Raw genomic sequence first — 25571 nt, 5'->3', positions numbered from 1 at the left:
CAGCGCGCTGCAAGCGGCAAAGGAGACGGCCCCGCGCCGTCTCCTTTTTTGCGCGCCGGACGCGCCCGCGCCGCCGTTTGCTATAATAGCGGCGAAGAGGTGGGGAAAAAATGAAAAAGGCCGTCATAGACATAGGGACGAATTCCGTCAAACTCGCGCTGGGCGAACCAGCGCCGGACGGCGGGGCGAAAATGCTCTGCGACGTGAACGTCATTACGAAGCTCGGCGAAGGGATGAAGGACGGCGGCGCGCTCTCGGATGCGGCGATGGAACGCACCGCGCAGGCCGTCGCGAAATTCGCGGATTTCGCGCGCGCCGAAGGGGCGGACGGGATTTTGTGCGCCGGCACTATGGCGATGCGGAAGGCGAGCAACGCCGCCGCGTTCGCCTCGCGCGTGAAAGAGCTCTGCGGCCTCGACGTCGCCGTGCTGCCCGGCGAAGAAGAGGCGGAACTTTCGAGCCAGGCCGCCGTCGGCAGCATAGCGGGCGCGTCGCAGGGATACGTCACGACCTTCGACACAGGCGGCGGCAGCACGGAATTCGTATTCCTGCGCGACGGCGCGAGGCTCGGCGCGGTCAGCGTAGATGCGGGGGCCGTCACGCTCACCGACGAATATTTCCCGAAATCCCCCGCCAACCCGCAGACAGTCTGCTACGTCATAACCTCCCTCGTCAAAAAATTCACCGAAGCCGGAGTCGGGCGCGAGGAAGGCCGCCTCATAGGCGCGGGCGGCAACGTCGCCGCGATGGCCGCGGTCGCCGCCGGAATGACGGAATACGACCGCTCGAAAATACACGGAAGCACGCTCGCGAAGCAGGAAGTCATGCGCCAGATAGCGCTCTACGCGAAATGCACCGAAGAAGAGCGCCGCGCGATCCCCGGCCTTTCGCCGAAGCGCGCGGGAATAATCCTCGGCGGAGCCTGCATAATCCTGGCCGCGATGGAGGCCGCGAAAGCGGAAGAACTCACCGTCAGCGACAGAAGCCTGCGCCACGAACTGCTGAGACGGCTCTGCGCGGGAGAACCGGTCCGAGCGGAATAAACGCCGGAGGCCGCCGTTGGCCGCGCGGTACGGAAGCCGCAGCAGCAACTTGCCGGCGGAAAGCGTATTTTCGTAATCCTTAACAAAAACCCGTCACTCCGCGCTCGCAATGGACACGGCTTTCAATTTTGTCCCGCGCGCGGCTTTACACCGGCCGCGCAAGGCGTCGGGAGCCGGGCGGGCGCCCTTTTTATCTTTTCTAACCAAACGACGGAAGCAAAAGGCCGGCCGCGGCGCGCCCAGGCGCGTTTTCTGCGGGACGGCGGACTTTTCCAGTCTTGCTGCGGCCGGGCGATAAAACGACAGCCGTCACGCAGCTGCGGTGGACGGCTGTCGTTCGCTTCGATCGGCTTTCGGTTACTTCTTTTTCCGCTTCGCCTCTTCCTTCGCCCACTTTTCCTCGAGCTTTATCAGCTCTTCCGCGGTCACTTTTTTATAGCGGCTCGGCGGATCGAATAGGTGCGGGTCCAGCGTCGTGAATTTTATGCGGCGGTATTCGTATGACATGTAGCCGTTGAGCGACTCGGTCTTTACCGGGATAGGGAAGTCGCTGCGGTACCATTCGTAATATTTGTCCTCGGTCTCGCCGCCGTTGTACTTGACTGTGACGAGGTATTTTTTCAGGCGGAATGTGTCGATGGTCTCGTATCCCAGGTCCTCGCGCGAGAGGTTGCCTCCGTCCCTTCTTTGGTCGGAGTTCTCGAGCGACGAGCCTATCGGATAGCCCCAGAATTCTTCTTCGACGTATATCCTGCGCTTCGGGAATATCACCCACATGACTTTTTTGTCGGCGCGCGTTATTTCTATCGTCTCCGCGCCCTCGACCTCGTAGCGAGAGCGGTCGTCCGTCACGTATATTTTGCCTTCGCGCACTTCGTCGCCGAGCTTTTCCCTGAATTCCGCGCTGAATTCAACGGCAGGAGCGCAGGCCGGCGAAAGCGCGAGCGCCGCGAACGCTGTCAGTAAGGCCGCAGCCGCGGTAAGTTTCTTCATTCTCATATCATCTCCCCTGGAGGACGGAGCTTCCTCCGTTTTTGCGCGGCGGTGCGGTACGCACGCCGTTCTGTTATTATATAATATGGCGTCCGCCTTTTGGCGCGTTTCCAAATCTGCGCGGCGGACGGTGATTGGCGATGCTGTTCGGTATTTTTATGAGCGTGCTTACGTGCCTCTGCTGGGGGAGCACGTCGGTGATGATGCGCGGCATACGCAGGCTCGGCGCGTTCGAGGTCTCGTTCCTGCGCGCGGCCGGCGGCCTCGCCTGCGGCTCAGTGCTTTTCTTCGCGTTCCACGGCGGCCCGGCTGCGATCACCGCGTCGGACGCTCTCGTCTTTATTCTGATGGTGCTCTGCAACAACGTGATAGGCGACGTTTTTCTCCTCTTCGCGGTGCAGCGGCTCGGCGTCGCGCGCGGGGCCGCGATAGCGAGCTCGTATCCCGTCATCGTCTCGATAGCCTCGCATTTCGTGTTCGGCTCGCCTTTCACGGGCGCGACGGCGGCGGGGACTCTGACTGCTTTCGCCGGTACGGCTCTGCTATGCCGCAGGGAGGGAGGAAACGCCGCCCCTTTCAAGCTTTCTGGCGTCGGCTACGCGGCCGCCGCGTCGTGTTTCTGGGCCGCGGGTCTGCTTTTCAACAAGGCGCTTATCGCGCGCGGCATTTCGCCTCTTTTCGTGACTTTCGGGCGCGGCATGACGTTTTTCACGATTTCGCTTTTCCTCTGGTTTTTTGAGAAGGAGCTCGCCTCGCGCGGCGCGTGGCGGATCTTCCTGACGCGCGAGAGCCTTTTCGCCTTCGCCGCGGGCTTCTGCTCGCTCGGCTTCGGCGCGTATTTCTTCTCGAGCGCGCTCGCCTACGTCCAGCCCGCGGTCGCGACGACTATCGGCGCGTCGAACCCGATAGCCGCGACGATAGCCGCGATGTTCATCTACAAGGAGAAGCCGACCGCGCACCAGTGGGCAGGTATATTCCTCGCCGTGCTCGGCTCTGCGCTCGTGACGCTGTAAAAGCCGGGCTGCGGCGCTTGAATTATCGGAATGATATTGCCCATAAAAACAAATTTTCTGCTACTATCATTCCTATAAAACGGCGTCACGAAAGCGGGGCGTTTTTATGGAATACATTTCAGTCAAGGAAGCGGCGAAGCGTTGGGGACTCTCGGAGAGACGCGTGCGGCTTTTGTGCAGTCTCGGAAAAGTAGACGGCGCCGTCAAGCATGGGCGAGCGTACCGCATTCCCGACGAGACACCGAAGCCGCCGGACGGGCGCAGCGCGCGGCGTTTCAAGGTATCGGAACGATACCGCGGAATTTTTACGCGCATAGACGCGATGAAGGCGGAGCTCGACGAACGGCGTCCTTTCAGCGAGGCCGAGCTGCGGCGCATGCGCGACGAGTTCGCCGTCGAATACACCTACGACTCAAACGCGATAGAGGGCAACACGCTGACTCTGCGCGAAACCGCGCTCGTGCTCGAAGGGCTGACGATAGACAAAAAGCCGCTGAAGGACCATCTCGAAGCGGTCGGCCACAAGGAAGCGTTTTCTTACGTGCTGTCGCTGGTTCAGGAGGGCGCGCACATTTCCGAGCGCGTCATAAGGGAGATACACTCTCTCGTGCTTATGGACAGGCCGGAGGAGCGCGGGCGCTACCGCCGTATCCCGGTGCGCATCCTCGGCGCGGCGAACACGCCGCCGGAGCCCGTGACGGTTCCCGAGCTGATGGAACGGCTCGTCGCCGATGAACGGGAGAGCAGGCTCCACCCGATAGAACGGGCCGCGCTTTTTCATCTGAGATTCGAGAACATCCATCCGTTCATCGACGGCAACGGGCGCACCGGCCGGCTCGTTCTTAACCTGTCTCTAATGCAGAGCGGCTATCCGCCGGTAAACGTGAAATTCGCGGACAGGCGGCGCTATTACGACGCTTTTGAAAGTTTTCCTGACGACGGCGGCGACGCTATGGTGCGGCTCGTGTCCGAATACGTGGAAGAAGAGCTCGCGAAATTGCTCAGCTTCGGCAAGAAATGAAAAAGCGCCCCATGCCGGGGCGCTTTTCTTAGCTTTCGTATTCGCGTTTCGTTTAGAACGCTGGGACTATGCCCTTCGGGACTAGCTCGGTCTCGATGAATTTCTTCACCTCTGGCGACTGGACGGCTTTCACGAGGGCCTTGGTCTTGTCGCTGTCCTTGTCTGCTTCGCGGACTACGAGGATGTTCGCGTAGGGCGAATCCTTGTCTTCGATGACCAGCGCGTCTTTCGCGGGGTTGAGGCCCGCTTCGCCCGCGAAGTTCGTGTTGATGACGGCCGCGGTCACGTCCTGCAGCGTGCGCGGGAGCTGCGCGGCGTCTATCTCGCTTATCTTGAGCTTCTTCGGATTGTCGGTGATGTCTTTCGCTGTGATGAGCTCGCCTTCCTTTACCTTGATGAGCCCGGCCTTTTCAAGGACGCGGAGCGCGCGGGCGCAGTTCGTCGCGTCGTTCGGTATCGCTATCTGCGCGCCGTCTTTGATTTCGTCGACGCTCTTCACCTTCGCGGAGTAGAGGCCCATCGGCTCGATGTGGATCTTGGCGACCCAGACGCATTTGAGTCCGCGCTCTTTGTTCGCGTTCTCAAAATATGGCACGTGCTGGAAGAAGTTCGCGTCTATCGCGCCTTCCGCGAGCGCGGTGTTCGGCGTCACGTAGTCGGTGAACTCGACTATCTTGAGCTTGTAGCCCTCTTTTTCAAGGTTCGTGCGCGCCGCCTCCATGATGTCCTTGTGCGGGAAGGGCGTCACGCCCACGCTGATTTCCTTCTCGTCCGCCGCGAAGGCCGCCGCGGGTATCAGAAGGGCCGCCGCCAGTAATGCCGCAAAAAATCTCTTCATTTTCGTTCTTCTCCTTTTTTATTTATTTTTACCCGCCGCGCGGCGGGCTGAACGCATGTTTTTATCTTATCTTCTCGTAGACGTAGTTGCCCACGCACTGGATGACCTGGACGACCACTATCAGTATCGCGACGGAGTATATCATCACGTCCGTCTGGAAGCGGTTGTAGCCGTATTTTATCGCAAGGTCGCCGAGGCCGCCGCCGCCGACGACGCCGGCCATCGCGGAGTATCCGAGCAGGTTTATCGCGACGACGGCCCAGTTGAGGACTATCGAGGGCATGGCTTCCTTTATCATCACGCCCCAGATTATCTGCCACGTGGACGCGCCGAAGGACTTCGCCGCCTCGACTACGCCGCGGTCTACTTCAAGCAGGCTTCCCTCCATGAGGCGCGCGACGAATGGCGTCGCGGCAATGGTGAGCGGCACTATAGAAGCGGTGCTGCCTATCGACGTGCCGACGATGATGCGCGTCAGCGGGATTATCGCGATAAGCAGTATGATGAACGGGAAGGAGCGCAGAAGGTTGACGACTACGTCGAGCACGCGGTATAGCGGCGCGTTCGGGCGCAGGCCGGAAGGCCCGGTCATTATCATCAGTATCGCGACGCCCGAGCCGAATATGCCCGACAGCACAGTAGACACGATTACCATATAAAGCGTTTCCCAAAGGGCCCGTAGAAGCTCAGCGGCCATCGTCCATTACCTCCCAGAACATCTTGTTTTCCTTCAGCCATTTTTCTATGCGCGGCACGTCCTCGTCTCCGACGTGGACGATGAGGAATCCCATAACCGTGTCGCGGTACTTCTCTATGCGCCCGCCGACTATCGAGAAATCTATGTCGAGCTCGCGCGCCATCTTCGCGACGATGCCCTCGTTCGCTATCTCGCGCGGGAACATCAGGCGGATGTTCGTGCCCTGCGGGATGACGGCGTAGTCGTCGGTTATCAGCTTGCGCAGCTCCGGCCCCGGCGCGAGGAACAGCTTGTCGGTGTCGCCTGAGTCAACGACGCGGCCGCCGTCGAGGATGATGACCTTGTTGCAGATCATCTTGACGACCTCCATCTGATGCGTGACGGCGATTATCGTAACGTTCAGCTTCCTGTTGATGTCCATCAGCAGCTCGAGGATGGAGATGGTCGTCTTCGGGTCGAGCGCGGAAGTCGCCTCGTCGCAGAGCAGTATCTCGGGGTTCAGCGCCAGCGCGCGCGCTATGCCGACGCGCTGCTTCTGCCCGCCGCTTAGGTTGCGCACCTTCTCGTTGCGCTTCGCCGAGAGGCCGACGAGCTCCAGCAGCTCGTCCACGCGCGCCTCGGCCTCGGCCTTCGGCGTGCCCCAGACCTTCAGCGGGAACATGATGTTCTCGAAGACGTTCTTCCTGTTCATGAGGTTGAAATTCTGGAAAATCATCCCCATGTCGCGGCGCAGCCGCTTCAGCCCCGCGTCGTCGAGCTCCTTGACCTCCTGCCCTTTCACTCGGACGCTGCCTTCGGAATAACCTTCGAGGCCGTTGAGACAGCGTAGCAGCGTCGACTTCCCCGCGCCGGAATGGCCGACGATTCCGAAAACGTCGCCCTTTCCGACCGAAAGGGAAATATCGGAGAGGACCTTGTGGTCGCCGTAATATTTCCCCAATCCCTGAATCTCGATCATATAAAACCCGTCCTTTTATCTTAAGGATTTCAGTGCATAAAAAAACCGAGCCTTGAAAAGGCCCGGTCTTATGATTTCTCGCGCGCGGCGCTCTAGGCGCCCGGTAAATCACAAGAGGAGCCTTCAGAGCACATGCACATCATCATGTTGTTTGCAAAATATATGGCGCTCAGCTTCATGATTGCTCCTCCTTCTTCAAATATGGGGACATTGTAATGACAGGCGCGGGAATTGTCAACTATGCGCCGCAAAGTAAGCATAAAGATTTTGTAAAACTTCGGCGCGCTCCGCTTTTGCCGGGCCGGCTCGCATACATGGGAATGACGAAGCACGCGGCCTCGGCCCCAGATGGCGGTATGCGGCAGCTCCGCACAGCGCGGGCAATCACTTAGGGAACGCCGCGGCGTGAGAACCGGGCGAATATGACGCAAAGGAAAGACGCAATCAGTGGAAACAGTAGTCAAGCGCGTGGCGGCGCGCCTTTGTACGTCCTTACGGCTCTGATTTCAGATTTTTTAACGAATCGTGGGATTTTCGGGATTTTCACCCGGCACGGTTCAGCGGTTTTGCCCTTCGTAAACCCTGAACCTGTGCTTTGTTTTTCGCGCCGTGCGGCGCCGGTGAATCTTGTCCGCGAGCCTGCCGCTACTTCTGCTTCACGACTACGTGCTCGACGGGGAGTCCGTCCTTGAGCTCCACGGCGACGAATCCGCCTTCGGGAGTCATCCAGTAAGGTACCCCGGCTATGTAGACCAATTTATTGCTCATCCAACCGCCTCCTTTTTTCTAAATTTTATGGATTAACTAATCCATACGAATTCATTGTATAGCTTTTCCGCGATTTGTCAAATATAAAGGCGGCCTTTCGGGCCGCCCGTTACTATTTTTTTACTTTTTCGCAGCGTTCGGTATGCGGCGCGAGCATGGGACCTGTATCTGGCATTTGCCGCAGCCGAAGCGCACCCTCTCGTGCGGGCCGTGAGGCGCGCGTCTCGTCGAGGTCACGTAGGCGTCGCAGAGTTTCTGATCCTTAGCGAGCGCCGGGCCGCGCGATTTGTCTATCGCTTTCGCCGGGCAGCGGAACTGGCATGCCCCGCACTGCGTGCAGTAGTCGAACGGCCCGGAGTATTTTCTCGGCGTCGGCGTCAGCCCGGCGTTCGTTACGACGCTGCCGAAGCGCCCCGCCATGCCGCGCTCGGTGATGAGCCCTTTCGAGAGGCCGAATGTGCCGAGGCCGCAGACGTAGGCCACGTGGCGCTCGGACCAGTTCGAGGCGTAGGGCTCGAGCATTTTGAAGCGCGGGTCGGTCGTCGGGAAAGCGGCGGCGAAGCCGGACTCCTCGAGAAACTTTTTGAGCCGTTCGCCGAGCGCGCTCACTGCCATCTGCCCTTCGATGCGTCCGTGGAGCCATTCGTCCGACGGCCCCGCGCCGGCCGCGTTCGACGTTACGACACGCTCTGTAAATGGCAGGAAGAAGGATATCACGCTTTTCGCATCCGGGACCCAGTCGCGCGGCGTCATAACGCCGGGGTGGATCACCTCGGGGCGGCGCAGCTCTTCAAATAGAGGGTCGTCCGCCGAAGCGACGCCGAACAGCGGTTCTTCGAATATCCTCATGCCTGCTATGTCCGGGCGCAGCGCGTCCTCCGCGGCTACGAAGTTCACCGGCCCGTCGAGAATTTTCCGGGCTTCTTCCATAAGTTCGTTTATTGTCATAATTTTCCCTCCGTTTTCCACACGTTACGATAAGTATATCGCCGCTCGCGCCGCATGTCCAAGCGCGGCGCGTATGTAAAAACGCCGCCCTTGCGTATCCCGACTCAGCCGGCGCGGCCGTCCGTCGGCCGGCGTTTATGCCGCCGCGCGCCGTTCGGCGTTTGGTTTCCGGTTTCCGCCGCGCGCTGCGGGCCGCCGTATGATAAGATATTCACGAGAAATTCCCCCGCAAGGCGGGGACGGGAGGCGCGCCATCGTATGAGAAGAAGCGACGCGGAGGTGTTCGCGCGCGGCGTTCGCGACGCCGTGCCAATAATGCTCGGATATTTCGCCGTTTCGTTCACGCTCGGCATCGCGGCGAAGAACGCGGGGCTGACGCCGTTTCAGGCCTTCGTCAGCTCTCTGACTCAGGCTTCGTCTACGGGGCAGTTCGCCGGCTACATGATGATTTCCTCGTGCGCCTCATACGCCGCCGTCGCGCTGATGATCTTCGTCGCGAACGCGCGCTATATGCTGATGTCCTGTGCGATGAGCCAGAAGCTCGCGCCGGGCACGCCGCTGCGCCACCGCCTCGCTGTGGCGGCCTACCTTACCGACGAGATTTTCGGCCTTTCAGTCACTAAGCCTTCGCCTGTCAATCCATATTACAGCTACGGCATGGCGGCCTGCGCGGTGCCCGGCTGGTCGGTCGGCACTCTGCTCGGCGTCGTCGCGGGCAACGTGCTGCCCGGAAACGTCGTGGACGCGCTCTCGGCGGGGATATTCGGCATGTTCATCGCCGTCATAGTGCCGCCCGCGCGCGGCGACAGGACGATCGCGCTGCTGATAGCGGTCTCGATGGCGGCTAGCTTCGCCTTCTCGCGCTTCAATCCGCTGGGCATATCGAGCGGCACGAGGACCATCATCCTCACTATCGCGATAGCGGGCGCGGCGGCCTTCCTCTTCCCGCCGAAGGAGGGCGAAGCCGGTGAATAAGGAAGTATATATCTACCTCTTCGTCATGGCGGCGGTGACCTATCTCATCCGCGTGCTGCCGCTCACCGTCATACGCGGCGAGATAAAGAACAGGCGCGTGCGCGCGTTCCTGTACTACGTGCCCTACGTCACGCTCGCCGTGATGACCTTCCCCGCCATCATGGAGTCCACCGGCAGTCAGGCAGCGGGGCTCGCGGCGCTCGCCGCGGGCGTCGCGCTCGCGTGGTTCGGCGGCAGTCTCTTTCAGGTCGCGGTGCTCTGCTGCGCCGTCGTATTCGCCGTCAATTTTCTTCTGACGATGTAGCCGCCGTCAGTCCCCGAGGGACTCGCGCGGCGCTTTGACGCGCCTGTTGCGCGACGAGTCCGGCAGGACGATGCTCGTCGTTATCTTGCCGTGCTTCGACAGTTTGACGAGAAGCTCATGAAGGAACTTCAGCGACGGGACGTTCACCTCGAGCAGGAAATCGTTCGTCCCCGTCACCGACCAGCTCGACACTATCTCGGGTATCTCCTTTATCACCTCGTCTATGACGGGGTCGGGATTGTCGTACTTCGCCTGAAGCGCGAGGACGGCGGAGAAGAAGTAGCCGAGTTTCTTCGGGTCCACCTCGGCGCGGTAGCCCGTTATGATCCCCTCCTCTTCCATGCGCTTCACCCTCTCGATGGTCGCCGTCGGAGATAGGTTCACCTTCTCCGCGAGCTGGCGGAACGGTATCCGCGCGTTACTCTGGAGCTCTTCGAGTATCTTCCAGCCTATTTCGTCTATCTCAGCGGACGCTTCCTTTTTCACACAGAAACACTCCCTTTTCATATAAAAACCGGCGTTTTATGACAAAACCACGAAAACAGCGCTTTTCGCCGGACATATCACTAAAAAATGCGCGCGCAGGCGTACAATGGTTATGTTCAATACCTGGACGATATTATATAGTAAATAAGATTTGTGAACGCAAATATATTTTTGAACTTTTTGTTTGCGTGTGTTTCAAAAATATGAGGAGTGAGGCAGTTGATCGATTTTAAGAAGCTGAAGATACCGAACGCCATCGTGACTCTGTTCGGCATCATCGTGATAATGACGGTCATGACGTGGGTGATCCCCGGCGGCAATTTCGAAAGGATACAGAACCCGGAGACCGGCGTGACCGTCGTGGACGCCTCGTCGTTCCACATCGCGGACGAAAAGACGCCGGTCGGCCTTTTCAAAATGTTCCTCTGCATACAGAGGGGCTTCGTCGATTCGGGCAGCATCATCTTCCTTATCTTCTTCGCCTACTTCTGCGTCTACTCCGTGACGAAGACCGGCTCGCTGCACGCCGCGATAAACGTCATGCTGAAGCGGCTGCGCGGGCGGGAGACGATGGTGATAGTCATCTTCATGCTGATTTTCGCGCTCGCCGGCTCGACCTACGGCGAGTGGGACACGGTCTACGGGCTGATACCTATCTTCGTCGGCATAGCGATAGCGATGGGCTACGACGCGATGGTCGGCCTCGCCATGACTGGCATGGCGGTCGGCATTGGCTTCGCCTCCGCGACGACGAACCCGTTCACGATAGGCATAGCGCAGGCGATAGCCGAGCTGCCGATATTCTCCGGCCTGCTGTTCCGCGCCGCCGTATTCGCGGCCTTCGTCGGCGTCGGGATTTGGTGGACGCTGCGCTATGCGAAGCGCGTGAAGGAGCACCCCGAGGAGAGCCTCGTCTACGGCGAGGACATGGGGCTGCTCGAGATAGACAGGAGCTCGCTTGAGAAGTACGAGTTCACGCCGAAGCGTCAGTTCACGATATTCTGGCTCTTCGCGACGATAATATTCATCGTCTTCTCTACGCTCAAGCTCGGCTGGTATCTCGACGAGATGTCGGCGATATTCCTCTGCTCCGGCGTGCTTATCTCCATTTTCTGGAAGATGCCGCCAGACGAGATAACGGAGAACCTCATCTTCACCTGCCGCGACATTATGATAGGCGCGCTCATCGTCGGCTTTTCGCGCGCCATCATGGTCGTGCTGACCGAGGGCAACATCCTCGACACGATAATCTACGGCATGTACCAGCCGCTGCAGCACATGCCTAAGTGGCTCGCCGCGGAGGGCATGCTCGTATTCCAGAACATCATGAACCTCTTCATCCCATCGGGCAGCGGACAGGCGACGGCGGTCATGCCGATAATGATACCGCTCGCGGACCTCGTCGGCCTCAACAGGCAGATAGCGATACTCGCCTACCAGTTCGGCGACGGATACTCCAACCTCTTCTGGCCCGTCGGCGGCATAATGGTCATGGCGGCGATAGCGCATGTGCCCATCGGCAAGTGGTACAGGTTCTTCGTGCCGCTCTTCGGCATCATGCTCGTAATGCAGGCGGCCTTCATAGCTCTGGCGGTCGCGATAGATTACGGCCCGTTCTAAGGCGCGGCGCGCGCGTATAACAGCGAAGTCGTTTAGATAAACTCTACAGGAGGACATAAAAATATGTTTAAGAACGTAATAGTGAGAAAACCGGCGAAAAGCCTCATCGACGGCATAACGTCCAACCCGCAGCTCGGAAAGCCCGACTACGGCCTCGCGCTCGAGCAGCACGCCTCGTATATAGAGGCGCTCAAAAAATGCGGCGTCGCCGTGACGGAGCTGGAGCCGCTCGAAGCGTACCCGGACTCGTGCTTCGTCGAGGACGCGGCTGTGATTACGCGCAAATGCGCGATAATCACGAACCCCGGCGCGGCGAGCCGCAACGGCGAGGCGATGGAGATGCTGCCGACGATAAAGAAGTTCTTCCCCGACGACATGATAGAGTTCATCAAGGCCCCCGGCACGCTCGAGGGCGGCGACGTGATGATGGTCGGCGACCACTTCTACGTCGGGCGCTCCGCCAGGACGAACGAAGAGGGCATCCGCCAGTTCATAGAGATACTCGAGCGCCGCGGCCTCTCCGGCTCCGAGGTGCCGCTCGAGCACGTGCTGCACCTCAAGACGGGCGTCAACTACATCGAGAACAACAACATGCTCGTCTCGGGCGAGTTCGTGGACAAGCCGGACTTTGCGAAATTCAACAAAATCGTGATTCCCGAGGAAGAGAGCTACGCCGCGAACTGCATCTGGGTCAACGGCAAGGTTATCGTGCCAACGGGCTACCCGACGGTGGAGCGCCTCGTGCGCGAGGCCGGCTACGAGGTGATACTGACCGACACTTCCGAGTACCGCAAGCTCGACGGCGGCCTCTCCTGTCTCTCGCTGCGCTTCTAGGAGCGGCGCGGTGGAGATACGGAACGAAAGCGAGCGCGCAGCCCTTGACGCCGCGCGCGCGCGCATAGAGGAGCTTGCGCCCGAGGCGGCGGCGCTGAACCGCTGGCTCGCGGAAAATCCCGAAATTTCGGGCGAGGAGCGCGAGGCCTGCGAGAGATTCTGCGCGCTGCTGGAGGCGCACGGCGCGGCGGCCGAACGCGGATTCTGCGGCGTGCCGCACGCCTTCCGCGCGCGCGTCTGCGAAGCGCCCGAGTCGGGGATAAACATCGGGATACTCGCCGAATACGACGCTCTGCCCGAGATTGGGCACGCCTGCGGACACTGCGCGAGCGGAAGCCTCAGCCTGCTCGCCGCGCTCGCGCTGCACGGAAGCGGCCTCGCGGCGAACGTGGATATAATAGGCACGCCCGACGAGGAGCTGAACGGCAGGAAAATCGACATGGCGAAGGCCGGCGTATTCGACAAGTACGACTTCGTCATAATGATACACATGGACTCGAAAAATAAAATAGAGTCGAAGTTCCTCGCGCTCTCGGCCTTCCGCTACAACTTCCGCGGCGCGCCGGCGCACGCCTCGTCGTGCCCGTGGGAGGGACGCAACGCGCTCAACGGCGTGACGCTGATGGCGCACGCGCTCGACATGATGCGCCAGCACGTCCGCCCGTCGACGCGCATCCACGGGATAATCACGCGCGGCGGCGAGGCTTCGAACATAGTGCCGGAATTCGCATCGGCGGAATATCTCTTCCGCAGCCCCGACTCGCGCTACCTCGCGGAGATACTGCCGAAGCTGCACGACTGCGCGCGCGGCGCGGCGCTCGCAACTCAGACGGAGGTCGAGATAGACGAGTTCGCGCCGCCCTTCGACAGCATGAAGCCGAACCCCGCGGGCACGGCGCTGCTCGGCGAGATATACGAATCGCTCGGCCTGCCGGTGACGGAGGACGACATAGAGCGAGCAGGCTCGTCGGACATCGGCAACGTCAGCTTCCGCTGCGCGGCCTTCCACCCGACGCTATCCGTCTGCGACGGGGACATCCCCGCGCACACGCGCGAATTCGCCGCATGTATGAAGGGCGAAAGGATAGAAAAGGTGATAAAGACCGGCGCGCGCGTGATATGCGAAATGATAATAAGGTCGGTGTACGAGCCGGAGCGCCTCGAGGCGATAAGGCGCGGCTTCCGCGCGTCTTAAAAAGATACGGAACCGCCGCCGTCCACGGCTCACGCGGGACGGCGGCGGTTTTTTATATCCGTCAGGCAAAAACATGGAACCGCGCTGCGGACCGCAGCCGCGCGGGGCGTTTCGGCGGCGTCCGTTCATTCGCCGCTTTTTCCTCCGCGCCGCGGCAGCTTCGCGGTCTTCATGAATTCTATGAACTCGCGCTGTATCTGCGTGAGAGTCCCGGATTTTTTATAGGAGAGATAAATATCGCGCTTCGACTCCGGGCTGTCTATGCGGTAGAAGACGGCCCTGTCCGTCGGCGGAAGGCATTCGAGCAGCGTGTCGCGCACGAAGGCTATGCCGCGCCCCTCGCATACGAGCGAGTAGGCGGTCATCATCTGTTCGAGATACATCGAGACCTTCGGCGTGAATCCGGCGCGGCGGCATATCGCCATGGCGCGGCGGTGCAGGTCGTTCCATTTTTTGAGAATGAGGAAATTCTCGCCCGCGAAGCGCTCGGGCGGCACGGGCGGCTTGGCCGGCGCGTTTCCGCGCTCCGACGCGAGTTCTTCGAACGAATAGCGGTAGGCGGCGAGTTCCTCGTTTATCGCGAACGACGACGGCACGGCGAGGATTATGTGCTCCGTCGTCCATACCGCCGACTCGAAGGCGTTTTTGTCAGGCTGCTCGGCTTCGAGCAGAAAATCGAGGCTGCCGTCCTTGAGCCGCTCGGAGAGCGCGACGCTGCTGCCCTCGGAGAGCGTCACCGAGGCGCCTCCGCGCTTCTCGCGGAAAGCCTCGACGATGTCCGGCAGCACATAGGTGCAGAAGAACATCGAGCTGCCTACGTTGAGGCGCGACGAGCCGCCCGCGGCGAGCGCCGCGAAATGCTCGCGCATCTCGCGCTCCGTCTCCATTATCTTTTCCGCGAATTTTATATAGTATTCCCCGCCCTCTGTGAGGCTGACAGGGTTCGTGCCGCGGTTGAAGAGCGGGACGCCCAGCTCGTTCTCTATGCGCTTGACGGCGGCGGAGAGCGACGGCTGCGAGATGAACAGCCGCTTCGCGGCCTTCGAGAAGCTTCGCTCCAGATATACGGCGTATATGTATTCGATGTCTTTCAGCATAGCGTTTCTCCCTTACGGGGCCCATAGAAACAACCATATAAGATTATATTGTAATAAGTATTTTACAGCAAACTCCCAATTTACTAATATAAGCTCAGCAAAAAAGAAACAACGGGGCCTTAAAAAACCAAATTTGAATAACGCGACCGGAAAGGGGAATGGCAATGAGGGATTTCACTGCCGAAAGGATCGGCGCGCTCGCGCCGTCCGGCATACGCAAGGTGAACGAGAAGGCGCTCGCGATGGAACGCGCGGGAGAGCGGGTGATACACTTCGAGATAGGCCGCCCGGACTTCGACACTCCGGCCTACATAAAGGAAGCGGCGATAAAGAGCCTGCGCGACGGCGAGGTATTCTACACCTCGAACTTCGGGATGATGGAGCTGCGCGAGGCGATAGCCGAAAGGCTGCGCACCGCGAACGGCATCCCCTGCGCGGCGGAGAACGTGCTCGTCACGGCGGGGCTGTCGGAGGCGGTCTTCGACCTTCTCTGCACGGTGCTCGACGAGGGCGACGAACTGCTCATCCCCGACCCGGTATGGATAAATTATCTCAACGTCCCGGCGCTCTTCAAGGCGAAGCCCGTCTCGTATTCGCTCACCGAAGAAAACGGCTTCGAGCCGAGCGTCGGCGAGATAGAGAGCAAGATAACGGCCCGCACGAAGGCCATCGTCCTGCTCACGCCCTGCAACCCGACGGGCGGCGTGCTCTCGCGCGCGAAGCTTGAAGAGATAGCCGAGCTCGCGGTGAAGCACGACCTTCTCGTGATCTCCGACGAAATCTACGAGCGCCTCGTCTACGACGGTGAGAAGCAGACGAGCATCGCCTCCCTGCCCGGAATGGCGGAGCGCACCGTGACCTTCAACGGTTTCTCGAAGGCCTACTCGATGACCGGATGGCGCATAGGCTACGCCGCCGCGCCGAAGGATCTCATCGTCGCGATGAACAAGATACACCAGCACAACACGACCTGCGCCGCGTCGTTCGTCCAGCGCGCCGCGATAACGGCGCTGCGCGGCGAGAAGGACGAGGTCGAGCTGATGGTGCGCGAATTCCAGCGCCGCCGCGACTACGCGGTCGAGGCGATAAACAAGATGCCCGGCGCGCGCTGCCTCTCGCCGAAGGGAGCCTTCTACATCTTCATCAACGTGAAGGGGCTGGGCCGTCCGTGCGGCGAAGTCGCGGAATACCTGCTCGACGAGGCGAAGATAGCGCTCGTCCCCGGAAGCGTATTCGGCGCGAACGGCGAGGGCTACCTGCGCATGAGCTTCGCCAACAGCCTTGACAACATCGCAGAAGGCTGTGAGAGAATGAACAAGGCTTTTGAAAAGCTCTCCGAGAAATAGAAGGACTGGAGGTCTTATTAAATGAGATTAGCGACATTCCGCAAATGGAACGTAGAGCGCGCGGGGCTCGTGACGAAGAGCGGCGTCCTGCCGGTGACGGCGCTCGGACTGCGCGCGGGCTTCGAGCCTGAGGCCGAGTTGCTCCCGATGATTGAGAAAGAGCAGATAAAGCCGCTGACCGAGTGGTACAACGCGGGCGGCGCGGCCGAAGCCGAGAAGCTCGCGGAAAAAGAGGCCATCCCCTACGGCGAGGTCGTCTACGGCCCGCTTTACAGAAATCCGCAGAGGATATTCGGCATCGGCCTCAACTACAAGGACCACGCCGGCGACCTCGGCGAGAAGACGCCGCAGGTCTTCCCCGGAAGCTTCTACAAGCCCGCCTCGTGCATAGCCGGCCCCGGCGACGAGATAAAGATACCCGCGCTTCCCGAAGCGCAGAAGACGACGGCGGAAGCCGAGCTCGGCGTCATCATCGGCAAAAAATGCAAGTTCATCGAAGAAAAAGACTGGCTCGAATACGTCGCGGGCTACACTACGATACTCGACATGACCGAAGAGTCGATACTGCGCCTCAATCCGCGCTACCTGACCATCGTCAAGGGCTTCGACACATTCTTCACCTTCGGGCCTCAGTTCGTGACGCCTGACGAAATTCCCGACGTTTCGGCGCTCGAAGTCTCCACCGTCCACAACGGCGAAGTCCACGCGAAAAACACCGTTTCGAACATGACCTTCAGCCCGGCGCGCCTCGTCGCGCTCGTCTCGCACATGCAGGGCTGGCTGCCCGGCGACATACTCTCCACCGGAACGCCGCGCGCGGTGCATATCCAGGACGGCGACGTCGCGGAGTGCCGCATCACGGGGCCGGACGGCTTCTCCTTCGAGCCGCTCGTCAATCCGGTAATAGACCTCAAGCTCAGAAAATAACGGAAACCCAGACAGGAGGAATAAAACAATGGAACTCGGACTCAAAGACAAAAGCGCGCTCGTAATGGCCTCGAGCAGCGGGCTCGGAAAGGCGATAGCCTGCGAACTCGCGCGCGAAGGCGCGAAGGTCATGATCTTCTCGCCGTTTGAAGACCAGCTCAAAGAGGCGCAGGAAGACATCTTCAAGGAGACCGGAAACCGCCCGGAATTTTTCGTCGGCAGCATCACGAACCCAGACGACATAAAGAACCTCGTCAAGACGGCCGCCGATAAATGCGGCCCGATCTACGCGCTCGTCAACAACACCGGCGGCCCGAAGCCCGGCCCCTTCGACGCCTTCAGCGACAAGGACTGGCAGGACGCCTATGAGCTCTGCCTGCTCTCTTACATCCGCACGATACGCGAGGTCCTTCCCTACATGCGCGAGCAGGGCGGCGGACGCATACTCTGCTCCACCTCGTCCTCGGTCAAGGCCGTGCTCGACAACCTCATCCTCTCGAACACCTTCCGCATGGGCGTCGTCGGCCTCGCCAAGACTCTCTCGCAGGAGCTCGGCAGGGACAACATCCTCGTCAACGTAATAGCGCCGGGACGCATCGGCACGGCGCGCATAGACCAGCTCGACAAGATACGCGCCGAGAAGGCCGGCATCTCCGTCGAAGAACTCCAGAAGAAAGCCTTCGCCGGCATCCCGCTCGGACGCTACGGACGGCCCGACGAATACGGCAAGCTCGCCGCCTTCCTCTGCGCCCCGTCGAACACCTTCATCACGGGCCAGACGATACTCGTAGACGGCGGCATGGTGAAGGCGATATAAAAAACGTAAAACGCGCAAAATAACGCAAAATCCGGGGCGGCGCTCAGCCGCCGCCCCTTGCCCCGATTTTCCAGCTTTATCCACGTAAACCACGCAATTCAATAAAAAACCGCAAACCTGCTCAGCGAACCTCTTCGCCGGCACGGCCGCGTCGCTCGCGCGCGCCGCGGCGCAGGATGTTCTTTGCTCGAAATTTCCACGGAACGAAGAAAGGGTGAAAGATTATGAAAAAACTCAGCCTAAGCGTAAAAATATTCATCGGCTTCGGCCTCGGCATAGCGCTCGGATTCATCTTCGGGGAGCGCGCGATGGTGCTCAAGCCCGTCGGCGACCTTTTCCTCCGCCTCATCCAGATGCTCGTCGCGCCGCTCATACTCTGCTCGATAACGGCGGGCGTGTGCAGCATCGGCGACATGAGCAAACTCAAAAGAATAGGCCTCAAGACTTTCCTCTACTTCATAGGCACGACAGCCGCCGCGGCCGGAATGTCGATGATGATAGCGAACGCCGTGCAGCCCGGCCGCAGCTTCCGCCTCGACATGATAGTTACGGGCGGCAGGGTCTACGAGGCGCAGGCCGTGCCGTCGCTCACGGACACCATCGTCCAGATGTTCCCGAACAACATATTCAGCGCGCTGGCCAACGGCACGCTCGTGCAGATAATCGCCTTCTCGATATTCATGGGCGTCGCGATAATCCTCCTCGGAGACAAGGGCGGCCGCCTGCGCCGGATCTTCGAGGACGGCGCGGAAATGATGTACAAGATAACCGCGATAGTCATGGCCTTCTCGCCCTACGGCGTCGCGGCCCTCATGGCCTGCGCGGTCGGGGCCTACGGGCTTGAGATATTCGGCCCGCTCGCCGCCTTCATCGGCACGATCTACCTCGCGCTCTTCGCAGTCTGCGTCATGTACGCCGTCATGCTCGTAGTCATAGCGAAAGTCCCGCTCAAGCAGTTCTACTCGAAGATCATCGAGCTCTGGGCGGTCACGGCCAGTACGACCAGCAGCTCCGGCAGCCTTCCCGTCACGATAAGCGTCTCGCGCGACAAGCTCGGCGTATCCGAGAGCCTCGCGAGCTTCGTCCTGCCGCTCGGCGCGACGATGAACATGAACGGCGGAGCCTGCTTCTACTCGGCGGCGGTCATCTTCGTCTCGCACCTCTACGGCGTGCCGCTCACGATAACGCAGCAGATGTTCATAATCCTGCTGACCGTCATCGTGTCGGTCGGCTGCCCCGGCGTGCCCGGCGGCGCGATAATCATGTCCACGATGCTGCTGACCACGATGGGCCTGCCGCTTGAGATAGTCGGCATGATAGCTGGCATCTACCGCATAATCGACATGGGCACGACGACGTTCAACTGCACCGGCGACGTCGTGACGGCGCTCTGCATAGGACGCGGCGAAGGAATGATAGACGACCGCATACTCAACGACAGCGCGGCGAAAAGCAAGGTGTCGTTCTAGCCTTTTACTAAATCGTTACAAATGCGCGCGGCGCGGCGGAATCTGCGCCGCGTTTCTGCGTTTCTGCGTCCGGCGCAAAACGCTGCGTCTCTCGCTGCGTCCCGCCCTCAAGCAGCAGGCGCTTCACCCTCGCTCTGAGGCCGGGCAAATCCAGCGAACTCCGCGCACGGGACGTACGCAGCGGAATATTTATCCTTCGTCCGTCAGGCGGACGAAAATATGCTTAAGCCGTCGAAAGCAGAATTTTTTATAAGTAAAAACAACCGCCCGCTCTGTGCGCCGCGCGCCGGCCGGCTTTGGCGCGCGCTTTGCGCGTGGGCGCGGCGGGCGGTTTTTTAGGGAGAATTTTGTGCGTCATAGTCCGACATTCGTTACGGCTTTATTTCCCGGCTTTCACCTTCCTTTCGCGTGGCACGCGCGCATTTTCGCGGGGATAGCCCCGCCGTTTCAGGCCGGCGCCGTTACTTTAGCCTCTTGAGCGCGCTCTATGTCAAGGTTGAATTTGCGCATCCGCGCGGGCGCTTATTGCCCAATCGCAAAAATATGCTATAGTCTGCTTGCGTGCGCAGTGGCGCGCGGCGGAAGGATGGGAGAATGAAGCTCAATAATTACTGGCGCGGCGCGGCTCTCGCGCTGACGGCGGCGGTATGCTGGGGGATTATCAGCCCGATTGCGAAGGTTCTCGGCGCGGCGGGCATAGATCTGATGTCCGTCATGGTTTACCGGTCGCTCTTCACGTTCGCGGCCTCCGGGCTGTTTCTCTTCCTCACGCACGGCGCCGGGGATTTCCGCGTCGAACGAGGCTATCTCCGGTTTTATATAATTTCCGGCACGCTCTCCGTCGCTTTCGCGGGCGGCGGCTTCCTGACTTCGCTCGAATATCTGTCCGTCGCAGAGGCGCTCGTCGTGCATTACACGTTCCCGCTCGGCGCGCTCGCCGGCTCGCTCTACATAACGCACGAGAGGCCCACCGCGCTGCAGTGCGCAGCCGGCGTGCTGATAGTCCTCGGCGTGTTCATCGGGATGGGCGGCAGCGTTCACGCGCTTATGAACATATCGCTTCCCGGCCTCTTCTGGGGGCTGCTCGCCGTCGTCGGCATGTCCGGGCAGGCGCTCGTCACGCGCCGCTTCTCGCTCGAGCATAAGGTGGACGAGTTTAAGCTGCTGTTTTTCTCAAACGCCGTCGGGCTGTTCATTCTTTTCGTTTTCAAGACGAAATGGTACGGCTGGGGCGACCTTGCGAATTTCGACGCCGCGCGCTTCGCTCTGATGAACGTGCAGGCCTTCACGGGAAGCTTCATAGCTTACGGAGTTTTCTTCGCCGCGCTCAAGTGCATCCCGGCGGCGATGGCGAGCCTGCTCTGTACGATGGAGATAGTCGTCGCCGTCGTGCTGACAGCCGTGTTCGTGCATCAGATTCCGTCTGTGCATGAGGTGATAGGCTGCGCGCTGATACTTATAGCGATAGCCTGCACTGCGGCGCCGTCGCGCGGCTTTTCGCGCAAGTAGCGCGCGGACGGCAGATTATTTGTCTTCGAGGCAGGCCTCCATGTCTTCGAGGCCGCACTGCAGATGCGTCTCGACCGCGCGGCGGAGCGCTTCGCGGTCTCTTTGTCTGATGGCGTCTATTATGGCGTTGTGTTCCTCGTAGAATTTCGTGAAGAACTCTTCCGACGATATCCACAGCAGCCTGGCGTAGCGAAGCGTGTTCCACGTCTGTTGGAGCAGCTCTATCATCAGGTCGTTGTAGTAGAATTTGAATATATACATGTGGAAGCGGTCGTTGGCCTCGAGCAGCTTCTCGAGGTCCGGCTTCGCGCCGCTCTCGCTCGCGAAGAGGTCCTTCATTCTGTCGTTGAGGGCCTCCATCTGCGGTATGTCCTCGTCCTTTATAAACGGCAGGGCCCTGTCCGCGAGCGTCACCTCGAGCAGCGCCTTTATCTCCTGCAGCTTGTGGAATTCGTTTTTGGATATACGGGCTATCTTCCAGCCCGTCCTCGGCACGTACTGGACGAGCCCCTCCTGCTGGAGCTTCGACAGCGCTTCGCGGACGGGCGTGGCGCTTACGCCGAGGCTCGCTGAGTACTGGTCTATGTTTATCTTCTCGCCCGGCCTTATGCGGCAGGCCAGGATCTGCTCTTTTATGCTCTGATACGCGAGTTCGCTCAGCGTAGGTACTTTTATCAAAGGACGCATGCGTCTAATCCCCCATCGTCGCCGATTGCAATCTGTCTGAAATTATAAGGACGAGGGAAAACAAAGACAAGGGCGCGCGAACGCGCCCCCGTCTCCGCCTGTTGGGTCAGGCACTCCACGGGCCGCCACGGCTTAGAACGGCCCGAGGTGTATGGACGTAGCTATCAGCAGCGATACTACGGCTATGCAGACCAGCGTCAGGAAGAGCGGCAGTATCCACTTGAAGTATGTGGAATAGCTTATCTTCGCGACTCCGATGTAGACGAAGAGCGCCCCCGTCGTCGGCATTATCATATTCGTGAGGCCGTCGCCGAGCTGGAAGGCCATGACCGCCGTCTGACGCGTGAGGCCGACGACGTCCGCGAGCGGGGCCATTATAGGCATGGCCACAGTCGCCTGCCCCGAGCCCGACGGGATGAAGAAGTTCAGCAGCGCCTGTATGAACAGCATTCCGACCGCGGAGACCGCCGCCGGTATCTGCTGGAGCGGTATCGAAAGGCCGTAGACTATCGTATCGAGGATGTTGCCGTTCGTCAGGACGACGGAGACGGACCTCGCGAGCCCTATGCAGATGACGCCGCTGAATATCCCGGCGCAGGAGTTGCCCATGATCTCGCATATCCTCTCGTTGGTGAAGCCTGCGACGAGCCCGGCCGCTATGCCGGAGATGAGCCACAGCGCGCCTATCTGCGCGAAGCCCCAGCCCCAGAGCATCGGCCCCGCCATCTGTAGCCCGATCGTAGCTATCAGCATGACGGTCAGCAGCCTCTGGCGTCCCGTCATCTTTTCCTGCTGGATCGCCTCTATGTCGATCTTGGCGGCAGATGGATTTTCAAATCCGGTCGGGCTGATGGAGTGGTCCTTGCGGACGCGCGACGCGTAGCGCAGGACATACCAGAAGGTGGCCGCCATCAGCACGAGCCACACCGCGACGCGGAAGCCCATGGCCGAATACACCGGCACGCCGGCGATGCCCTGCGCGACGGCGACGGTATATACGTTTATCGGCCCGTAGGCGAAGGCGACGAAGGTCGGCACCATCGCGATGGCGAGCCCTGTCATAACGTCACAGCCGCAGGCTAGCGCGAGAGCTATCGTGATGGGCACGAACGGAATGTGGAGCTCGAAAGCGCCCATCGCGCCGCGCACCGCGAAAAACGCCATGAGCGCGCCCATGATGAGAAGATAGTTGCCGCGGCAGACCTTCATTATCCATCCGACCATCTTATGCAGAGTGCCGCTCTCGGTATAGACGTCTGTCGATGCTATGGTGAACCATATCATGGACATGATAGCCATAGACCCCGTGAGCCCGTCGATTATCGACACGAACCAGTCGAACGGCGCGACCGGAGTCTGCGCGACGTAGTGAAACGAATCGGGGTCGATGAGCTGGCGTCCGTCCACAGTCACGCGCTCATAGACGCCCGCCGGGACGAGGTAGGTCATAATGCCGCCGAGGACGAGGCAGAACAGTATGATCGTCCATACGTGAGGGACGCGGAGCCCCTTGTTGATCTTCTCAGACGATATAAGAGATTTCCCCATTTTCATACCTCCGATTGAAACGTTAGAGTCCAAAAGTGAAAAAAGCGCCGGAACTAAGACAATATGTTCTTGTGGAACCTCCCTCCCTGCATTATCACGAGCAGATTTTCGCGGTAATTTTTGAAAAGCCCGATATTTTTAAGAGGATCCCCTTTGACGACCAGGACGTCCGCAAGCTTCCCCTCTTCCAGAGTCCCAGTAACGTCTCCGATTTTCAGTATCTCAGCGTTGGTCTTGGTGAACGAGACTATAGCGCCCATAGCGCCCTGAGCTTTGGCCTGATAGGCTATCGCGCCTGAGGCGTACATCGTGTTCGTCCCCGTGAGGTCCGTTCCGCCGCCGACCGGGACGCCCGCGGCTATGGCGTTGCGTATGGCCTCGTAGCCGCGTTCGCAGACGGAGACGAATTTGTCGTAGATGAATTTCGATATCAGCTCGCGGCTCTTCTCTATGACTATCTCGTAGGTTATCTGAGTCGGCACGATGTACGCGCCGCTCTTAGCCACGAGCTCCGCCGTCTCCTTCGTCATGAGGTTCGCGTGCTCTATCGTGCGTATGCCGGCTTCGGCGCTGAGCCTTATGCTTCGGTTAGAATAGCTGTGCGACGCGACGTAGCTGCCTATCGACTCCGCGACGTCCACCGCGGCTTTGAGCTCGTCAAGCGTGTACTGCGACGTCTCGGGGCCGTGGCTCGGGCTCGCGCAGCCGCCGCCGCACATGACTTTTATAAAGTCCGCGCCGCGGCGTATATTTTCGCGGCAGGCCTTCAGCACCTCTGGCACGCCGTCGGCGATGGTGGCGCGAAAGCCGAGATACGGCTCCGAATACGGGCGCGTCTCGGAATATATCCTGTCGTCGCCGTGCCCGCCCGTCTGCGCGATGACGGAGCCGCATATCTTGAGCCGCGGCCCGGCCGCGTAGCCGAGCTCGACCGCGTCGCGGAAGCCGGCGTCCGCTCCGCCGGTGTCGCGCGCGCTGGTGTATCCCTGGTCGAGCGCTTCGCGCAGGTTCTTGAACATCTTCGCCGCCATAAGCCCGGGAGCGTTTCTGCGCGCAAGGTTCGCCACTTCGATCTCAACCAGCCCGAGGTGCATGTGGGCGTCTATCAGCCCCGGCATAATCGTGTTTCCGCGGCAGTCGATCACCTCGGACGATACGGGCGCGCCGATTTTTTTCGATATCTCTGCGATTTTGCCGTCCTCGACCAGTAGCGACATGTTCTCCATCGGCTCTCCGCCGTTGCCGTCAATCAAGTTCGCGTTTTTAAAAAGAGTACAGCTCATGATATCCCCTTCTTGACCTCATAGTTCCGTCTGTTTTTTGCTTATTATATAGCGTATATCATATATGATATACGCTATGGGCGTATTATAAACATCTCGATAAATTTTGCAAGTATGTGAAAGACAGGATTTTTAATACAATAATTTGTGACGGCAACTTACGAGAGAGTGAAAAAATCTCGCCTTTAGAAGAAAACGTCGCGCCTTACGCCGCGGATGCGGCAATCCTCTTCTATGCGCGCGCGCAGGGCGCGCCAGTATGAGCGGTCGCCTTCTTCGTATATCCTGCGGTAGAGCGGCTCGAGGTCCGGGCGCAGATTTCTGACGAAGGCGAGGATTTTGGCGCGGTTTCCCGCGCGCAGGTTCAGCGTGTCGAATGTCATAGACGAGACTAGCGGCGCGCAGACCCTTATGATTTCCGCGCAGTCCGTGATTCCGGGAAAAATTGGCGCCGCCATGACGCCCGTCTCGACGCCGGCGTTTTTCAGCGATTCCATCGCGGCGAGCTTTTTCGCGGGGCTTGCGGCGTGCGGCTCGGCTCTGCGGCGGAAATTGTCGTCGAGCGAGCTGAATGAGAAAATCACCTTTACGTGCGGAAATTCTTTGAAGATGTCCGCGTCGCGCGCGGCGAGCGCGGATTTCGTGATTATCACAATGTCCGGACGCGCCGGGACGAGGGCGCGCAACAGGCCGCGCGTCACGCGGGCGCGCTCCTCGTAAGGGTTGTAGGCGTCAGTCAGCGATGAGAAGAGGACGCTGCGCCGGTAGAGCTTCGCCAAGTCGAACGGGAGGGACGGAATTTTCACGTCGAGGTACGAGCCCCACGGCTCGCCGCGCTTCGCCGCCGCGCCCATGCACGAGGCGTAGCAGTAGACGCAGCCGTGCGGGCAGCCGGCGTAGGGATTTATCACAAAGTCCGCGCCCAGCTTGGTCGGAGAGAGCAGGCTTTTGACTTTTACGTAACGGACTACTACCACGCCTTTCCCTCCTTTTTTATGGAACGCGCGCCGCGCGGCGGACTGTTATCAATGATTATACGCCGCGTCGTTGACAAAGATGAAATAGATGATAATATCTGGCCTATCCTGAATAAAAGGCTGCGAAAATGTATTTTGTTCCATTTTCGCGTGGTGCACGGCATGCCGCACATGATGCGGCGCAGACGGAAGTAATTCTATATTCATTTTCTAAGGAG

25 protein-coding genes are annotated in these 25571 nt (G+C 59.8%); 13 read left to right on the top strand and 12 right to left on the bottom strand.

Annotated features, from left to right (window positions below; translation table 11 throughout):
- Window positions 1–110: 110 nt before the first annotated feature.
- Window positions 111–1043 carry a hypothetical protein gene (locus B5F39_RS03905; RefSeq protein WP_087364173.1) on the top strand — a complete coding sequence of 311 codons (933 nt, stop codon included), beginning with the start codon at window positions 111–113 and terminating at the stop codon, window positions 1041–1043.
- A gap of 357 nt (window positions 1044–1400) precedes the next feature.
- On the opposite strand, the gene B5F39_RS03900 is transcribed toward B5F39_RS03905, so the two are convergent.
- Window positions 1401–2036, bottom strand: a complete 636-nt coding sequence (locus tag B5F39_RS03900; protein WP_087364171.1) for a hypothetical protein — start codon at window positions 2034–2036, stop codon at window positions 1401–1403.
- Between the two features lie 158 nt (window positions 2037–2194).
- Between B5F39_RS03900 and B5F39_RS03895 the strand changes: the two genes are divergently transcribed.
- Together B5F39_RS03895 and B5F39_RS03890 are read left to right on the top strand one after the other, a co-directional pair.
- A complete protein-coding gene (locus tag B5F39_RS03895) occupies window positions 2195–3049 on the top strand; it encodes a DMT family transporter (protein WP_158095928.1) in 855 nt (284 codons plus the stop codon).
- A gap of 106 nt (window positions 3050–3155) precedes the next feature.
- Complete coding sequence (locus B5F39_RS03890) at window positions 3156–4070, top strand: DNA-binding protein (protein WP_087364167.1); 915 nt, start codon at window positions 3156–3158, stop codon at window positions 4068–4070.
- A gap of 52 nt (window positions 4071–4122) precedes the next feature.
- Here the strand turns inward: B5F39_RS03890 and B5F39_RS03885 are convergent, their stop codons facing one another.
- The 5 genes from B5F39_RS03885 to B5F39_RS03870 all read right to left on the bottom strand — a co-directional run bounded on the left by B5F39_RS03885 (window position 4123) and on the right by B5F39_RS03870 (window position 8279).
- A complete protein-coding gene (locus B5F39_RS03885; protein ID WP_087364165.1) occupies window positions 4123–4908 on the bottom strand; it encodes a MetQ/NlpA family ABC transporter substrate-binding protein in 786 nt (261 codons plus the stop codon).
- A gap of 61 nt (window positions 4909–4969) precedes the next feature.
- The gene (locus tag B5F39_RS03880; protein WP_087364163.1) at window positions 4970–5605 is read right to left on the bottom strand and encodes a methionine ABC transporter permease; all 636 of its coding nucleotides are present in this window, start codon (window positions 5603–5605) and stop codon (window positions 4970–4972) included.
- A complete protein-coding gene (locus B5F39_RS03875) occupies window positions 5595–6563 on the bottom strand; it encodes a methionine ABC transporter ATP-binding protein (protein WP_087364161.1) in 969 nt (322 codons plus the stop codon). Before B5F39_RS03875 ends, B5F39_RS03880 begins: the two co-directional genes overlap by 11 nt.
- A gap of 645 nt (window positions 6564–7208) precedes the next feature.
- Complete coding sequence (locus B5F39_RS14640; protein ID WP_255376007.1) at window positions 7209–7331, bottom strand: hypothetical protein; 123 nt, start codon at window positions 7329–7331, stop codon at window positions 7209–7211.
- Window positions 7332–7451: 120 nt separating this feature from the next.
- On the bottom strand, window positions 7452–8279 hold the full coding sequence (locus B5F39_RS03870; RefSeq protein WP_087364159.1) for an epoxyqueuosine reductase: 828 nt from the start codon (window positions 8277–8279) through the stop codon (window positions 7452–7454).
- A gap of 258 nt (window positions 8280–8537) precedes the next feature.
- On the opposite strand from B5F39_RS03870, the gene B5F39_RS03865 reads away from it, so the two are divergent.
- Both B5F39_RS03865 and B5F39_RS03860 read left to right on the top strand, forming a co-directional pair.
- Window positions 8538–9254 (top strand): AzlC family ABC transporter permease, encoded by a 717-nt coding sequence (locus tag B5F39_RS03865; protein ID WP_087364157.1) that lies wholly within the window; start codon window positions 8538–8540, stop codon window positions 9252–9254.
- Complete coding sequence (locus B5F39_RS03860; protein WP_087364155.1) at window positions 9247–9558, top strand: AzlD domain-containing protein; 312 nt, start codon at window positions 9247–9249, stop codon at window positions 9556–9558. Before B5F39_RS03865 ends, B5F39_RS03860 begins: the two co-directional genes overlap by 8 nt.
- A gap of 6 nt (window positions 9559–9564) precedes the next feature.
- Here the strand turns inward: B5F39_RS03860 and B5F39_RS03855 are convergent, their stop codons facing one another.
- Window positions 9565–10044 carry an Lrp/AsnC family transcriptional regulator gene (locus B5F39_RS03855; protein ID WP_239391083.1) on the bottom strand — a complete coding sequence of 160 codons (480 nt, stop codon included), beginning with the start codon at window positions 10042–10044 and terminating at the stop codon, window positions 9565–9567.
- A gap of 219 nt (window positions 10045–10263) precedes the next feature.
- On the opposite strand from B5F39_RS03855, the gene B5F39_RS03850 reads away from it, so the two are divergent.
- The 3 genes from B5F39_RS03850 to B5F39_RS03840 all read left to right on the top strand — a co-directional run bounded on the left by B5F39_RS03850 (window position 10264) and on the right by B5F39_RS03840 (window position 13693).
- Window positions 10264–11664: an AbgT family transporter gene (locus B5F39_RS03850; RefSeq protein ID WP_087364151.1), complete on the top strand. Its 1401-nt coding sequence runs from the start codon at window positions 10264–10266 to the stop codon at window positions 11662–11664.
- A 63-nt stretch (window positions 11665–11727) separates the two neighbouring features.
- The gene (locus tag B5F39_RS03845) at window positions 11728–12498 is read left to right on the top strand and encodes an arginine deiminase family protein (RefSeq protein WP_087364149.1); all 771 of its coding nucleotides are present in this window, start codon (window positions 11728–11730) and stop codon (window positions 12496–12498) included.
- A gap of 10 nt (window positions 12499–12508) precedes the next feature.
- Window positions 12509–13693, top strand: coding sequence for a M20/M25/M40 family metallo-hydrolase (locus tag B5F39_RS03840; RefSeq protein WP_087364147.1), 1185 nt, complete (start codon window positions 12509–12511; stop codon window positions 13691–13693).
- Between the two features lie 125 nt (window positions 13694–13818).
- On the opposite strand, the gene B5F39_RS03835 is transcribed toward B5F39_RS03840, so the two are convergent.
- A complete protein-coding gene (locus B5F39_RS03835) occupies window positions 13819–14790 on the bottom strand; it encodes a LysR family transcriptional regulator (RefSeq protein WP_087364145.1) in 972 nt (323 codons plus the stop codon).
- 164 nt (window positions 14791–14954) lie between these two features.
- Here B5F39_RS03835 and B5F39_RS03830 point away from each other — a divergent pair, with 164 nt between their 5' ends.
- From B5F39_RS03830 to B5F39_RS03810, 5 genes are all read left to right on the top strand, one after another.
- Window positions 14955–16136 carry a pyridoxal phosphate-dependent aminotransferase gene (locus B5F39_RS03830; protein ID WP_204245025.1) on the top strand — a complete coding sequence of 394 codons (1182 nt, stop codon included), beginning with the start codon at window positions 14955–14957 and terminating at the stop codon, window positions 16134–16136.
- Window positions 16137–16157: 21 nt separating this feature from the next.
- Window positions 16158–17063 (top strand): fumarylacetoacetate hydrolase family protein, encoded by a 906-nt coding sequence (locus tag B5F39_RS03825; protein WP_087364141.1) that lies wholly within the window; start codon window positions 16158–16160, stop codon window positions 17061–17063.
- Window positions 17064–17091: 28 nt separating this feature from the next.
- The gene (locus B5F39_RS03820) at window positions 17092–17880 is read left to right on the top strand and encodes an SDR family oxidoreductase (RefSeq protein ID WP_087364139.1); all 789 of its coding nucleotides are present in this window, start codon (window positions 17092–17094) and stop codon (window positions 17878–17880) included.
- A gap of 224 nt (window positions 17881–18104) precedes the next feature.
- Window positions 18105–19349: a dicarboxylate/amino acid:cation symporter gene (locus tag B5F39_RS03815; RefSeq protein ID WP_087364137.1), complete on the top strand. Its 1245-nt coding sequence runs from the start codon at window positions 18105–18107 to the stop codon at window positions 19347–19349.
- Between the two features lie 594 nt (window positions 19350–19943).
- Window positions 19944–20858 (top strand): DMT family transporter, encoded by a 915-nt coding sequence (locus tag B5F39_RS03810; protein ID WP_087364135.1) that lies wholly within the window; start codon window positions 19944–19946, stop codon window positions 20856–20858.
- Between the two features lie 15 nt (window positions 20859–20873).
- On the opposite strand, the gene B5F39_RS03805 is transcribed toward B5F39_RS03810, so the two are convergent.
- From B5F39_RS03805 to B5F39_RS03790, 4 genes are all read right to left on the bottom strand, one after another.
- Window positions 20874–21536, bottom strand: coding sequence for a GntR family transcriptional regulator (locus tag B5F39_RS03805; protein ID WP_158095927.1), 663 nt, complete (start codon window positions 21534–21536; stop codon window positions 20874–20876).
- Window positions 21537–21677: 141 nt separating this feature from the next.
- The gene (locus B5F39_RS03800) at window positions 21678–23093 is read right to left on the bottom strand and encodes a TIGR00366 family protein (RefSeq protein WP_158095926.1); all 1416 of its coding nucleotides are present in this window, start codon (window positions 23091–23093) and stop codon (window positions 21678–21680) included.
- 53 nt (window positions 23094–23146) lie between these two features.
- On the bottom strand, window positions 23147–24376 hold the full coding sequence (locus B5F39_RS03795) for an amidohydrolase family protein (RefSeq protein WP_087364129.1): 1230 nt from the start codon (window positions 24374–24376) through the stop codon (window positions 23147–23149).
- A 185-nt stretch (window positions 24377–24561) separates the two neighbouring features.
- A complete protein-coding gene (locus tag B5F39_RS03790; protein WP_087364127.1) occupies window positions 24562–25353 on the bottom strand; it encodes a radical SAM protein in 792 nt (263 codons plus the stop codon).
- Window positions 25354–25571: the final 218 nt, after the last annotated feature.

Source organism: Cloacibacillus sp. An23 (assembly GCF_002159945.1).
GTDB lineage: Bacteria > Synergistota > Synergistia > Synergistales > Synergistaceae > Caccocola.
Note: the sequence above shows the minus strand (reverse complement) of the source record. Positions and strands in the feature narration are given on the sequence as shown.